Raw genomic sequence first — 14260 nt, 5'->3', positions numbered from 1 at the left:
GTCGATTCACCTATTCAGTATTTTTGGAGACGTGTGAGGCCAGCCTTGGACTGGCCTGTGAACTGGCTTTGTTTGGGCATTCGGCACTCACAGCTGGTTCATAGCTCGCATTGGTCAGATGCCCACCTACGTTCGGCACCATTCCAACGGGATACCGCCTCCGGATTGCCAGTTCGGACGGTTCGGCTTGCCGGTAAACAAGGGGAGGACGGTTGGTGGAAGAGGCCGATAAGTCGCCGACAGATACGCGGCGGCTGAGCGTCGGGCGACGGCTGTTGTCCAATCCGCGCCTGGCCGTTCGAGCGGGCTTCCAGTCGCTGCCGTCGGCAACCGTGGCGCACCTGTTTCGTCGGGTGCCGCCGGTCAGCTCGGCACCGAACGCGCAGTCTCCGGTCCGGGTCGGTGACGAGGTCAGCGGTCCGTGCATTGCGAGCGGTGTGCCGTTCGCCGGGTACACCATCCTGCGGCCGCTGGGCGCCGGCGCGATGGCCGAGGTGTACCTGGCGTTGCATCCCAGGTTGCCGCGTCGTGACGTGATCAAAGTCCTTGCCCCGGCCGTCACCGCGGACAGCGAGTTTCGGGAAAGGTTCAACCGGGAAGCCGATCTCGCCGCCACGCTGTGGCACCCTCACATCGTCGGAGTCCACGATCGTGGCGAATTCGACGGTCAGCTCTGGATTTCCATGGACTACGTCGAGGGCACCGACGCCGCCCGGCTGCTGAAGGAGCGCTACCCAGACGGCATGCCGGTCGATGTCGTCCGCGACATCGTCCAGGCCGTTGCCGGCGCCCTCGACTATGCGCACTCCCGCGGCCTGCTGCATCGCGACGTCAAACCCGCCAACATCCTGCTCGCTCACCCGGATACCGAGGAACGCCGAATCCTGTTGGCAGACTTCGGGGTAGCTCGTCATCTCGGCCATATCAGCGGAATTACCGAAACCAACGTCGCGGTCGGAACTGTCGCCTACGCGGCGCCCGAGCAGCTCACCGGCTCCAACATCGACGGACGTGCCGACCAATATGCCTTGGCCGCAACGGCTTTCCACCTGCTCGCGGGTGCGCCGCCGTTCCAGCACGGCAATCCCATAACGGTGATCAGCCAGCATCTGCACGTCGATCCGCCGCGGCTCAGCGATTACCGGCCGGACCTCGCACACCTCGACGACGTGTTCTTCCAGGCGCTGGCCAAGAATCCCGACGAAAGATTCGAGCGTTGCCGCGCGTTCTCCGCGGCGCTCAGCGGGCACGATGCCGGCGGGCCCAAGTCCGGGCAGCGTACTCGAGGCCCGGCCGGCCGCCGGTTTTCGTCCCGCATCCGGTGGTCGGCGGCAATGCTCTGTGCGGTGCTGATCGCCGTCGCGGCGACCTGGTCGATTCTGTACACCTTTCAGCAGGACGGTCCGCAGCCCGCCCCCGCGCTCGTGTCGAAACCGGCTGTCCCGGCCGCCGGCCCAACGAGTGCGGCCCGCGTGCTCAACGGCACCTACCGGTTGGACTACGACAAGTCGAAGAAGTCAACGAACGGGCTGCCGATTCGTCACGACACAGCAGCCACCGGCTGGTGGGCCTTCCGCTCGGCGTGTACCGCCAACGGCTGCGCGGCCACCGGGTCGCAGCTGGGCGAGGCCGGCCAAGCCGAGATGCTGCGCTTCGTGGCCGGCTACTGGCAGGGCGTGCCACAGCAGGTGCGGGTCGGCTGCCGTCAGCCCAACGCTTCGGGCAGCGCGACTCAGCAGGAGACGGTCGCGTGGTCGCTGGCGCCGCAGCCGGATGGCACGCTGCGGGGCACCGAAACCGAAACCGTGCTGTCCGCTGAGTGCGGGGCACAGGGTGCGGTGATCCGGATTCCGGTGGTGGCCACGCGGGTCGGTGACGTCCCGCCGGGTGTCGCCCTGGCCGATCCCGCGGCGGTGCTCAGTGCGCCCGCTACACCTCCCGGCAAGCCCGCGCCGCCAGTTCTCGGCGGCCTGTGCAGCGAGGTCGACAAGCTGGGCTACGACCAGACCACCAACCAGCAGGTGGTGTGCGAAGGCAACACCTGGGACAAAGCCCCGATCACCACCGGTGTCCACGCGGCCGGGACGTCGTGCGATCTGCCCGATGTCCCGGTGTTCGCCTTGTCCACGTCCAACGACGGCTACCTGCTGCAATGCGACCCGGTGACGCGGATGTGGACCCGGCACGGCTGACGTGGCGGCGTGAGTGTGCAACCACGGCGTTGAGTGTGCAGTGACGGCTTTCAACGTGAACTGAGGGCGGGATCTCGGCGATTTCCCCGCCCTAGATTCACCCGCGACGCCTCGGATTCACACTCAAAGCCCAGGATTCACCCCCGATGCCGGTGACTATGTCCCTCCGGCGGCATTGCGCGCCCTCGCAGCGCCCGGCTTGTCGGTGCCCGCCTCTACTCTGGTGACATGGCTTTCGCCACCGAACATCCGGTAATCGCACATTCGGAATACCGCCCACCTGCGCAGGCCGTGGAAGGGTTGGTGCGCACTGGCGCACGCTTCCAGGTCGTCAGCCAGCACGCCCCGGCCGGCGACCAGCCGACGGCCATCGACGAGCTGGAGCGGCGGATCAAAGCCGGCGAGCGTGACGTGGTACTGCTGGGCGCCACCGGCACCGGCAAGTCCGCGACCACCGCGTGGCTGATCGAACGCCTGCAACGGCCCACGCTGGTGATGGCGCCCAACAAGACGCTGGCCGCGCAGCTGGCCAACGAACTGCGAGAAATGTTGCCGCACAACGCGGTCGAGTACTTCGTCTCTTACTACGACTACTACCAGCCGGAGGCGTACATCGCGCAGACCGACACCTACATCGAGAAGGACAGCTCGATCAACGACGACGTGGAGCGGCTGCGGCACTCGGCGACGTCGGCCCTGCTGTCTCGGCGCGACGTGGTCGTGGTGGCCTCGGTGTCGTGCATCTACGGCCTGGGCACCCCGCAGTCCTATCTGGACCGCTCGGTGGAGCTGAAGGTCGGCACCGAGGTGCCGCGCGACGGGCTGCTCCGGCTGTTGGTGGACGTGCAATACACCCGCAACGACCTGTCGTTTACCCGCGGCTCGTTCCGAGTCCGCGGAGACACCGTGGAGATCATCCCGTCCTACGAAGAGCTGGCGGTTCGCATCGAGTTCTTCGGCGACGAGATCGAGGCGCTGTACTACCTGCACCCGCTGACCGGTGAGGTGATCCGACAGGTCGATACGCTGCGGATTTTCCCGGCCACCCACTACGTCGCCGGGCCGGAGCGAATGGCCCAAGCGATCTCCACCATCGAGGAGGAACTGGCCGAACGGCTCGCCGAACTGGAGAGCCAAGGCAAGCTGTTGGAGGCGCAGCGGCTACGGATGCGCACCAACTACGACATCGAGATGATGCGGCAGGTCGGGTTCTGCTCGGGCATCGAGAACTACTCCCGCCACATCGACGGCCGCGGGCCCGGCTCGCCGCCGGCCACGTTGCTCGACTACTTCCCGGAGGATTTCCTGCTCGTCATCGACGAGTCGCACGTCACCGTGCCTCAGATCGGCGGCATGTACGAGGGCGACATGTCCCGGAAACGCAACCTCGTCGAGTACGGCTTCCGCCTGCCGTCGGCCTGCGACAACCGCCCGCTGACCTGGGAGGAGTTCGCTGCCCGGATCGGGCAGACGGTGTACCTGTCGGCCACCCCGGGCCCGTACGAGCTCAGCCAGACCGGTGGCGAGTTCGTCGAGCAGGTCATTCGGCCTACCGGTCTGGTCGACCCGAAAGTCGTGGTCAAGCCGACCAAGGGGCAGATCGACGACCTCATCGGCGAGATTCGGAAACGCGCCGACGCCGACCAGCGGGTGCTGGTGACCACGCTGACCAAGAAGATGGCCGAGGACCTCACCGACTACCTCCTCGAGATGGGCATTCGGGTGCGCTACCTGCACTCGGAGGTGGACACGCTGCGCCGGGTCGAGTTGCTCAGGCAGCTGCGGCTGGGCGAGTACGACGTGCTGGTCGGCATCAATCTGCTGCGCGAAGGCCTGGACCTGCCCGAGGTGTCACTGGTCGCGATCCTCGACGCCGACAAGGAGGGTTTTCTGCGGTCCACCCGCAGCCTGATCCAGACCATCGGCCGCGCGGCCCGCAACGTGTCCGGCGAGGTGCACATGTACGCCGACACCATCACCGACTCGATGAAGGAAGCCATCGACGAGACCGAGCGCCGCCGCGCCAAGCAGATCGCCTACAACGAGGCCAACGGCATCGACCCGCAGCCGCTGCGCAAGAAGATCGCCGACATCCTCGACCAGGTCTATCGCGAGGCGGACGACACGGAAACGGTCGAGATCGGCTCCGGCCGCAGCATGTCGCGCGGCCGTCGCGCCCAGGGCGAGCCTGGCCGCGCCGTCAGCGCCGGCGTGTTCGAGGGCCGCGACACTTCGGCCATGCCGCGCGCCGAGCTGGCCGACCTGATCAAGGACCTCACCGCGCAGATGATGGCCGCCGCCCGGGATCTGCAGTTCGAGCTGGCCGCGCGGTTCCGCGACGAGATCGCGGACCTCAAGAAAGAACTGCGCGGGATGGACGCCGCCGGGCTCAAGTGACCGATACGACAACCGAGACGGGCAGCTGGCGTGAGCTGTTGGGCCGTTATTTGGGGACGTCCGTCGTGCTGGCCGGCGGCGTCGGGCTTTATGCCACCAACGAGTTCCTGACCATCAGCCTGCTGCCCAGCGCCATCCGTGAAATCGGCGGCAGCCGCCTGTACGCCTGGGTGGTCACCTTGTACCTGGTCGGCTCGGTGGTCGCGGCGACCATGGTCAAGTCGATGCTGGTCAGATTCGGCGCCCGGATGTCGTTTCTGCTGGGGCTGGCCGTTTTCGGCGTCGCCAGCGTGGTGTGCGCGGCGGCCCCGACCATGGAGGTCCTGATAGCCGGGCGGACCCTGCAGGGAGTCGCCGGCGGCCTGCTGGCCGGCCTCGGCTATGCGCTGATCAACTCCGCCCTGCCCCGATCGTTGTGGACCCGCGGCTCGGCGCTGGTTTCGGCGATGTGGGGCGTCGCGACCGTAGCCGGCCCAGCGATCGGCGGGGTGTTCGCGCAGTTCGGGCTGTGGCGCTGGGCGTTTGGCGCAATGGCGATTCTGACCGCGTTGATGTCGATCCTGGTGCCGACCGTGCTGGCGGCGAGCCGAAACGGCCCCGAGGACGACGCGCCCGCGACGCCGGCCAAGGTGCCGGTGTGGTCATTGCTGCTGATGGGTGCCGCCGCGCTGGCCGTCAGCGTCGCACAGCTGCCCCATGGCGTCCTGGCTTCCACCGGATTGCTGGCCGCCGGTGTGCTGCTGGTCGGAGTTTTCGTGATATTGGACTGGCGCAGCGACGCAGCGGTGTTGCCGCCCAGCGTGTTTGGTACCGGCCCGTTGAAATGGGTCTACCTGACGATGGCCGTGCAGATGATGGCGGTGATGATCGATACCTACGTGCCCCTGTTCGGCCAGCGGCTCGGACACCTGAACGCGGTTCTGGCCGGATTCTTGGGCGCAGCGCTGGCGGTCGGCTGGACGGTCAGCGAGATCGTCAGCGCCTCGCTGAACAACTCGCGACTCATCGGGTATGTGGTCTTGGCTGCGCCGCTGGTGATGGCGTCCGGTCTTGGGGTAGGTGCCGTCACTCAGCGTGCCGACGCGTCGATCGGAGTTGTCGTGGTCTGGGCGCTGGCATTGCTGGTGGCCGGGATAGGCATCGGGATGGCCTGGCCGCATCTGGCGGCGCGAGCCATGGAGTGCGTCGACGACCCGGCCGAAGGCGGCGCAGCGGCGGCCGCGATCAACACCGTGCAGCTGATTTCCGCGGCCTTCGGCGCCGGGCTGGCCGGTGTGGTGGTCAACCGGGCCGACGGCGCAGACCTGCTGGCCGCCCGGTGGTTGTTCACGGCCTTCACCCTGTTGGCGGCGGTCGGCTTCATCGCCTCCTACCGGGCGACTCGCGCCGACCGGCGCTCACCGCGTTGACTTGACCACCTGCGAGTAGTGGAATTGCCACCGCTCGACGATGCGGAACCCCAGGTAGCTGGGGAATTGGTACGCCGGCGCACGCCCGAACGCCTTACCTGGGGGCAGCGAAGCGCCGGTTTGATGATCGGGCAACGACTTGTCCCGGTTGGTGATGGTCCACACCGTCGAACACTTGTTGATCTTGGCCGTCGTCAGCCACACCGCGACATGGCCGTCCCACAGGGCGCCGACCTTCGGCCCGTAGTACCCGCGCTCCACGTCGATCAGCGATCGATACGCGGCGGGGCGGGCGGCCAGCAGCGCGCGGACCGGCCCGGGTCGCCAGGGGACCGTGTTGTCCACCAGGAGGCAGTCGCCAGGTGCCGCATGGGAACTGATGAGATCGGCGACCTCGCTGTAGTCCCAGCCCTCTTTCGCGTAGGGGCCACGTTGGGTGACAAGGTAATTCGGCAGCGCGGCAATCGCGAATAGCGCTACCAGGCAGGCGATGAGCCATCGCTTGCGGGCAACGGTGACGATGCAGACCGCCAGCACCACGGCCGCCGCAGGCGCGGTGAAAATCAGGTAGCGCGGGTAGTACATCGGTTCGACCGTGGCCGAGTAGATCAGCACGATGGCGTTGGGAATGACGATCCAGGCCGCGCAGGCCAGTAGCAGCCGACGGGTGTCGGCGGCGGGCCCAGGTGCGCCGGCCAGCCGCACCGCGACGGCGGCGACGACGATCACTCCGGCCAGGATGGCGAAGGGAACGCTGTGGTCGAAGTACTGCCGATGGACCACGTCGAGGAAAAGGTTGCGTTGCAGGCCGGCGATCCATCTCACTTGAAACGCCTGGCCATGGGCGAACAGCAGGAACGGTGTCATCGCACCGAGCGCCACCGCTGAGCTGGCCACCCATCCGATTAGGACAGACTTGCGCGCGCCTCTCGGTACGAACACCACTAGCATCGCGGCGTATACCGGCACCAGCAGCACCAGATAAACGCTGACCAGTATCGACAGCATCAATATCAGCCCGTAAACGAGCCACAGCCGTGGCCGGTTGCGGCGCGCCGCCGCGACAAACAGCACGGTCAACCAGGCGGCGGCGGCCACCGACAGGGCGGAGGAGCGGGCCTCGATACCGGCCCACGTCACCCGCGGCAAGATGGCGAAGACGACGCCCGCGCACAAGGCGATGAGGCGACTGTGCGGCGGAAACTGCTTGGCGAAGACCACCACGCCTGCCGCTGCGACCCCGATCGCCAGGCAGCTGGGAAACCGCGACCAGAATTCCGTCGGCGGGAAGATCGCGAACCAGCCGTGCATCAGCAGGTAGTAGAGGCCATGCACCGCGTCGATATGACCAAGAAGCTTCCAAAGCTCGGGCAGTGTCCGGCTCGCCGAGGCCGAGATCGTCGCGCCCTCGTCGTACCACAGCGACGGCCTGCCCGCCCAGCCTGCGCTGATCGCCACGGCCAGCAGGGCAATCGCCACGGGATCCAGCAGTCTGCCGCGAGCGGGTGCGCGCCCGGGCTCGGCCGCGACATCCGCCGCAGGTTCCTCCAGAGTCGGTGCAGACATGATGCTTGTCACTGTAATGAACCTGGTCAGCGGTCGGTCGCGGTGCGCTGGCCAGGGCCGCGGGCACCTGCAGACCCGCGACGCGTGCGTGACGCTGAGGTATTCGACACGGTTTAATCTCACCAACTGCGTGCGGCAGGCGATAATGTCTTGGCTTGGCGTAGCAACCGACATTGGGAGGGTAAATGGGCGCCTACAAGACCGTGGTGGTAGGAACCGACGGCTCGGATTCATCGATGCGTGCGGTGGATCGGGCAGCCACTATCGCCGGGGCGGACGCGAAGTTGATCATCGCGTCGGCGTATCTACCCCAGCATGAGGACGGGCGAGCCGCCGACGTACTCAAGCAAGAGAGCTACAAGATTTCGGGCACCGCCCCGATCTACGACATCCTGCACGACGCGCGGGAGCGGGCTCACAACGCGGGCGCGAAGAACGTGGAGGAGCGACCCGTCGTCGGGGCTCCGGTCGACGCGCTGGTGCACCTCGCCGAGGAGGAGAAGGCCGACCTGCTGGTCGTCGGTAACGTCGGGCTGAGCACCATCGCCGGCCGGCTGCTGGGATCGGTGCCGGCCAACGTCTCACGCCGGGCCAAGGTCGACGTGCTGATCGTCCACACCACGAACTAGCGTCTACCAGCCTCGCTCGCGGCATTCGCCGAGGTTGCGACGTTCGGCTACCAGCACCGCATCGTCGCCGTGGCCGGGATAGATGACGGTGGAGTCGTCGTACACGTCGAACACCCGAGTGAACGCTTTTTGACGCGCCCGTTCTTCACGCGGCGGCCTTCCGAATCGACTGTGGGGGTTGGCGTGAATCACTAGCATCCTGACTGTGGCGGGGCAGGACGCTGCGGACGGGACGCCGTTCGGTCGCTACCGGCTGGTGGAGTTGTTGGGTCGCGGCGGTATGGGCGAGGTGTGGCGCGCCCACGACACGGTCACAAACCGGACGGTGGCAATCAAATTGCTGGCGCCACACTTGGCGGGCGACACCACGTTCGTGCAACGCTTTCGTCGCGAAGCAGAAGCGGCGGCGCGGCTGAGCAGCCCGCACATCATTCCGATCCACGATTACGGGGAGATCGACGGCAGGCTTTTTGTCAACATGCGGCTTATCGACGGTCGGGACCTACAACAGGTTCTGGCCGACGGGCCGATGGACCCCGCGCGGGCGGTGCGGATTGTCGAGCAGGTGGCCAAGGCGTTGCAGGCCGCGCACCGGATCGGCCTGGTGCACCGCGACGTTAAGCCGTCCAACGTCTTGCTTGACGAAGACGATTTCGCTTACCTGATCGACTTCGGCATCGCCCGTGGCGCGGGTGACAGCAGATTGACGGGCACCGGCGCCATGATCGGTAGCTGGCACTACATGGCGCCGGAGCGGTTGCGGGACCGCGAGGCCGATGCCCGCGCCGACATCTATGCGTTGGCATGTGTGTTGTATGAGTGCCTGACCGGAAGCCCCCCGTTTCCTGGCGATTCGTTGGAAAGCCAAGTCGCGGCGCACTTGACCGACCCTCCGCCGCAACCATCGACCACACGACCGACGGTGCCTATGCGGTTCGACGAGGTGATTGCCAAGGGGATGGCCAAAGACCCCGGCAAGCGCTACGCGACCACCGTCGAATTAGCAAACGACGCCCGCGATGCGATCACCGAGCCCATCCCCCAAGCACCCGATCCGCCTCCCGCGCCCGCGCAACCCACCGACCCCACGACGCGGGACGACCTGGCATCCCAACCACCGTTTCAGGTCACCACAAGTGACCCAGAGCTGCAGGGCCCAGCGCCCGCCGTCGGTCAGGACGTCGACGACGTAAGTCAGTACCCGACGCGGCTGGCCTCAACGGGGCCGCCCCCACAGCCACCACCCAAGCCCCCGCCTTCGCCCCGCGACCGCACTGCCGAAGACGGTCCCGCCGCGCCACCGGTGCGGGCGTCCCAACAGCCGGTGCCGCCGCAGCAGGCCCGCGCAAGGCGCAACCGCACACCCTGGGTCATCGTCGGCGTCGCTGCCGCGGTCGTTTTTGTCGCTGCCGGCGTCGGCATTCCCGCCATCCTCAAGCACCCAACAGGTTCGACGCCGGAGCCGAGTCCGACATCGCAGACAGTCCCCACATCCCAGCTGGCCACTTCGTCGCGAAATCCTCATCCGCCGGTCGAGGTGCCGTTCACGGGCCTGGAGGAACCCTTCGGTGTGGCGGTGGATTCCGCTGGCAACGTCTACGTTTCCGATGTTCGGGGCAACCGGGTGGTGATGCTGCCGAACGGTTCGTCCGGTCAAGAAGTGCTGCCGTTCACTGGCCTTAAAGAGCCTGGCATTGTGGCGGTTGACAGCGCCGGCAACGTCTATGTCATAGATTCGGGTACCAAGCGGGTGCTGGAGCTGCGGAAGTTGCCGGGTGGGGGCAGGGATCAAATTGTGCTGCCGTTTACCGGCCTCAAAGACCCCATGGGGGTGGCGGTGGATTCCGTCGGCAACGTCTACGTCGCCGATGCGGACTATAAGGCGGTGCTGATGCTGCCGGCCGGCTCGTCCAGCCAGGAAGTGCTGGCGTTCACCGGCCTCGAAGTTCCCACGAGCGTGGCGGTGGACAACAAGGGAAGCGTCTACGTCGCCGACCAGACCGCCCACCGAGTGTTGAAGCTGGCGGAGGGCTCGTCCACCCAAGAAGTGCTGCCGTTCACCGGCATCGACACCCCCAGAGGTATGGCGGTGGACAAAACCGGAAACGTCTACGTGGCCGACATGTCCAAAGTGTTGAAACTGGCGGCGGGGTCGTCCACATCGACCGTGCTGCCCTTCACTTGGTTTCGTCCCATGGGTCTAGCGGTGGACGACGCAGGCAACGTCTACGTCGCCGACTCCGGCGACAACCGGGTGCTGAAGCTGCCGGTGCAGTAGCGCCTCGTCTCAACGCTCGGCAACCGCCGGGCAGGGTCCGGCGGCGAAACTCCGCAATTACCAGCCGCGTTCGCGCCACTCCGCAAGATGCGGTCGCTCATTGCCGAGATTGGTGTCGTCGCCATGGCCGGGATAGATGATGGTCTCGTCCCCGTATCGGGCGAAAACTCTGGCCTCGAGGTCTCCCATGAGTGATTCAAACTCGTCTGGACGTGTTGTCCGTCCAGGACCTCCTGGAAACAGGCAATCGCCGGTGAACAGCTGCGTGACCCCGCCGGTCGCGGGCCCGTCCAGGGCCAGCGCGATCGATCCGGGCGTGTGCCCGCGCAAGTGGATGACGTCGAAGTTCAGCTTGCCGATCTGCACCGTGTCGCCGTTGGCCAGCAAACGGTCGGGCTTGACCGGCAGTGGCTCGGCGTCGATCTCGTGCGCTGCCGTCGGCGCACCGGTGGCCGCGGCCACCGCCTCCAGCGCCTGCCAGTGATCGAAATGCTGATGGCTGGTCACGATCAGCGACAGTTTCGGCGCGTACTGCCGGATCAGGTCGAGCAGGACGTCGGCGTCGTTGGCGGCGTCGATCAGCAGCGTTTCGCCGGTCTCGGAACACGTCACCAGGTAGGCGTTGTTGTCCATCGTGCCCACCGACGCCTTCAGGATCGTTGCGCCGGGTAGCGTCCGGCGCGCCGCGGTACCAGGGTCGACGTGTCCGGTGTAGTTGTCGCTGAGGTTGTCCGCGGCAGTCATACCGGCCAGGTTACTGGTCCGCGGATACTTGTCGGTACGGCCACATAGCATGGGGGACGAGTTCTGTCTGAAAGCCAAATGGGTTGAAAGGGAGTGCGTGGCTGATCGCCTCATCGTCAAGGGTGCACGAGAGCACAACCTACGCAGTGTCGACCTGGACCTGCCTCGTGACGCGCTGATCGTCTTCACCGGCTTGTCCGGCTCCGGCAAGTCATCGCTGGCCTTCGACACCATCTTTGCCGAGGGTCAGCGACGCTATGTCGAGTCGCTGTCGGCGTACGCCCGCCAATTCCTGGGCCAGATGGACAAGCCGGACGTCGACTTCATCGAAGGTCTTTCCCCAGCGGTGTCCATCGACCAGAAGTCCACCAACCGCAACCCGCGGTCGACGGTCGGCACCATCACCGAGGTCTACGACTACCTGCGTCTGCTCTATGCGCGGGCGGGTTCGCCGCACTGCCCGGTGTGTGGTGAGCGGATCGCCCGGCAGACGCCCCAGCAAATCGTCGACCAGGTCCTGGCGATGCAGGAGGGCACCCGGTTCCTGGTGTTGGCGCCGGTGGTGCGCACCCGCAAGGGCGAGTTCGCCGACCTGTTCGACAAGCTGAACGCCCAGGGCTACAGCCGGGTCCGGGTCGACGGCGTGGTACATCCGCTGACCGATCCGCCCAAGCTCAAGAAGCAGGAGAAGCACGACATCGAGGTGGTGGTGGATCGTCTCACGGTCAAGGCCACCGCCAAGCAACGGCTCACCGACTCGGTAGAGACGGCGCTGCGCCTGGCCGACGGCATCCTGGTGCTGGAGTTTCCCGACGATCACGACGAGCACGGCCACCCGCGCGAACAGCGGTTCTCCGAGAAACTCGCCTGCCCCAACGGGCACCCCCTGGCGGTCGACGACCTGGAACCGCGGTCGTTCTCGTTCAACTCACCCTACGGCGCCTGCCCGGAGTGCACCGGGCTGGGGATCCGCAAGGAGGTCGACCCCGACCTGGTGGTGCCCGACCCGGAACGCACGCTGGCCGACGGCGCGGTGGCGCCGTGGTCCAACGGCCACACCGCCGAGTACTTCACCCGGATGATGGCCGGGCTCGGTGAGGAACTTGGCTTCGATGTCAACACCCCGTGGCGCAAGCTTCCGGCCAAGGCGCGCAAGGCAATTCTCGAGGGCTCCGACCATCAGGTGCATGTGCGCTACCGCAACCGCTATGGCCGGACGCGTTCGTACTACGCCGATTTCGAGGGCGTGCTGGCGTTCCTGCAGCGCAAGATGGAGCAGACCGAGTCCGAGCAGATGAAGGAGCGCTACGAGGGCTTCATGCGCGACGTGCCCTGCCCGGTCTGCGAGGGCACACGGCTCAAGCCGGAGATCTTGGCGGTGACGTTGGCGGCCGGCGAGCGCGGCGCCAAATCAATCGCCGAAGTCTGTGAGCTGTCGATCTCGGACTGCGCCGATTTTCTGAACGCGCTCACCCTCGGTCCGCGCGAGCAGGCGATCGCCGGGCAGGTACTCAAGGAAATCCAGTCGCGACTCGGCTTTTTGCTCGACGTCGGGCTGGAGTATCTGTCGCTGTCCCGCGCCGCGGCCACGCTGTCCGGCGGTGAGGCCCAACGTATCCGGCTGGCGACTCAGATCGGGTCCGGCCTGGTCGGGGTGCTCTACGTGCTCGACGAGCCGTCCATCGGGCTGCACCAGCGAGACAATCGTCGGCTCATCGAAACCCTCACGCGCTTAAGGGATTTGGGTAACACGCTGATCGTGGTCGAGCACGACGAGGACACCATCGCACACGCCGACTGGGTCGTCGACATCGGTCCGGGAGCCGGCGAGCACGGCGGCGCCATCGTGCACAGCGGAACCTACAGCGAGCTGCTGGCAAATGCGGAGTCCATCACCGGTGCCTACCTGTCGGGCAAGGAACGCATCGAGATACCCGCGATCCGGCGTCCCGCCGACCGGCGGCGCCAACTGACCGTCGTCGGTGCCCGCGAGCACAACCTGCGCGGAATCGACGTGTCCTTTCCGCTCGGTGTGCTGACCGCGGTGACCGGTGTGTCCGGTTCCGGAAAGTCCACCCTGGTCAACGACATCCTGGCGGCGGTGCTGGCCAACCGCCTCAACGGCGCCAGGCAAGTCCCCGGCCGGCACACCAGGGTCACCGGGCTGGACCACCTGGACAAGCTGGTGCGGGTGGACCAGTCGCCGATCGGTCGCACGCCGCGGTCCAACCCGGCCACCTACACCGGGGTTTTCGACAAGATCCGCACTCTGTTCGCCGCCACCACCGAGGCCAAAGTCCGTGGCTACCAACCGGGTCGGTTCTCGTTCAACGTCAAGGGCGGGCGCTGCGAGGCGTGTACCGGTGACGGCACCATCAAGATCGAGATGAACTTCCTGCCCGACGTGTACGTGCCCTGCGAGGTCTGTCACGGCGCCCGCTACAACCGGGAAACTCTGGAAGTGCACTACAAGGGCAAGACCATCTCGGACGTGCTGGACATGTCGATCGAGGAAGCCTCCGAGTTCTTCGAGCCGATCACCGGCATACACCGCTACCTGCGCACCCTGGTCGACGTCGGTCTCGGTTATGTGCGGCTCGGCCAGCCCGCGCCCACGCTGTCCGGCGGCGAGGCGCAGCGGGTGAAGCTGGCTGCCGAGTTGCAGAAGCGTTCCACCGGGCGCACCATCTACATCCTCGACGAGCCCACCACCGGCCTGCATTTCGACGACATCCGCAAGCTGCTGAACGTCATCAACGGCCTTGTCGACAAAGGCAATACGGTGATCGTCATCGAACACAACCTGGACGTGATCAAGACGTCGGACTGGATCGTCGACATGGGGCCGGAGGGCGGAGCCGAGGGCGGGACCGTCGTCGCTCAAGGCACACCGGAAGACATCGCCGCGGTGCCGGAAAGCTACACCGGGAAGTTTCTCGCCGAGGTGGTCGGGCGTAACGGGGAGGCGACGCGACGGTCGTCCAAGCGGCGCAAAGTCAGCGCGTGAATTGATTCTGCGGAGAGGGCGCACTCCTCTCGCAAAAG

8 protein-coding genes and 1 pseudogene are annotated in these 14260 nt (G+C 66.3%); 6 read left to right on the top strand and 3 right to left on the bottom strand.

From position 1 onward, the window contains the following. Window positions 1-215: 215 nt before the first annotated feature. From AC5Y2L_RS10985 to AC5Y2L_RS10975, 3 genes are all read left to right on the top strand, one after another. Window positions 216-2192 (top strand): serine/threonine-protein kinase, encoded by a 1977-nt coding sequence (locus AC5Y2L_RS10985; RefSeq protein WP_499935727.1) that lies wholly within the window; start codon window positions 216-218, stop codon window positions 2190-2192. 228 nt (window positions 2193-2420) lie between these two features. Next, complete coding sequence (gene uvrB, locus AC5Y2L_RS10980) at window positions 2421-4589, top strand: excinuclease ABC subunit UvrB (protein ID WP_499935725.1); 2169 nt, start codon at window positions 2421-2423, stop codon at window positions 4587-4589. Next, entirely contained in the window at window positions 4586-5998 is a 1413-nt protein-coding gene (locus tag AC5Y2L_RS10975; protein WP_499935724.1) for an MFS transporter, read from the top strand. The genes uvrB and AC5Y2L_RS10975 overlap by 4 nt, the downstream gene beginning before the upstream one ends. On the opposite strand, the gene AC5Y2L_RS10970 is transcribed toward AC5Y2L_RS10975, so the two are convergent. After that, a complete protein-coding gene (locus AC5Y2L_RS10970; RefSeq protein ID WP_499935722.1) occupies window positions 5987-7564 on the bottom strand; it encodes a mannosyltransferase in 1578 nt (525 codons plus the stop codon). The genes AC5Y2L_RS10975 and AC5Y2L_RS10970 overlap by 12 nt on opposite strands. Before the next feature lie 185 nt (window positions 7565-7749). On the opposite strand from AC5Y2L_RS10970, the gene AC5Y2L_RS10965 reads away from it, so the two are divergent. Then, on the top strand, window positions 7750-8193 hold the full coding sequence (locus AC5Y2L_RS10965; RefSeq protein WP_499935720.1) for a universal stress protein: 444 nt from the start codon (window positions 7750-7752) through the stop codon (window positions 8191-8193). A 3-nt stretch (window positions 8194-8196) separates the two neighbouring features. On the opposite strand, the pseudogene AC5Y2L_RS10960 reads toward AC5Y2L_RS10965, so the two are convergent. Next, window positions 8197-8313: pseudogene (locus AC5Y2L_RS10960) on the bottom strand (MBL fold metallo-hydrolase); the annotation flags it as partial. Window positions 8314-8398: 85 nt separating this feature from the next. Between AC5Y2L_RS10960 and AC5Y2L_RS10955 the strand changes: the two are divergent. Beyond that, window positions 8399-10471: a serine/threonine-protein kinase PknD gene (locus AC5Y2L_RS10955; RefSeq protein ID WP_499943865.1), complete on the top strand. Its 2073-nt coding sequence runs from the start codon at window positions 8399-8401 to the stop codon at window positions 10469-10471. A gap of 57 nt (window positions 10472-10528) precedes the next feature. Here AC5Y2L_RS10955 and AC5Y2L_RS10950 read toward each other — a convergent pair whose 3' ends face one another. Continuing rightward, a complete protein-coding gene (locus AC5Y2L_RS10950; RefSeq protein ID WP_499935719.1) occupies window positions 10529-11215 on the bottom strand; it encodes an MBL fold metallo-hydrolase in 687 nt (228 codons plus the stop codon). A 97-nt stretch (window positions 11216-11312) separates the two neighbouring features. On the opposite strand from AC5Y2L_RS10950, the gene uvrA reads away from it, so the two are divergent. Beyond that, entirely contained in the window at window positions 11313-14222 is a 2910-nt protein-coding gene (gene uvrA / locus AC5Y2L_RS10945; protein ID WP_499935717.1) for an excinuclease ABC subunit UvrA, read from the top strand. Window positions 14223-14260: the final 38 nt, after the last annotated feature.

It is taken from the genome of Mycobacterium sp. NGS66 (assembly GCF_059812225.1).
The sequence above is the reverse complement of the archived record's forward strand: the minus strand, read 5'-3'. Positions and strand labels throughout refer to the sequence as shown.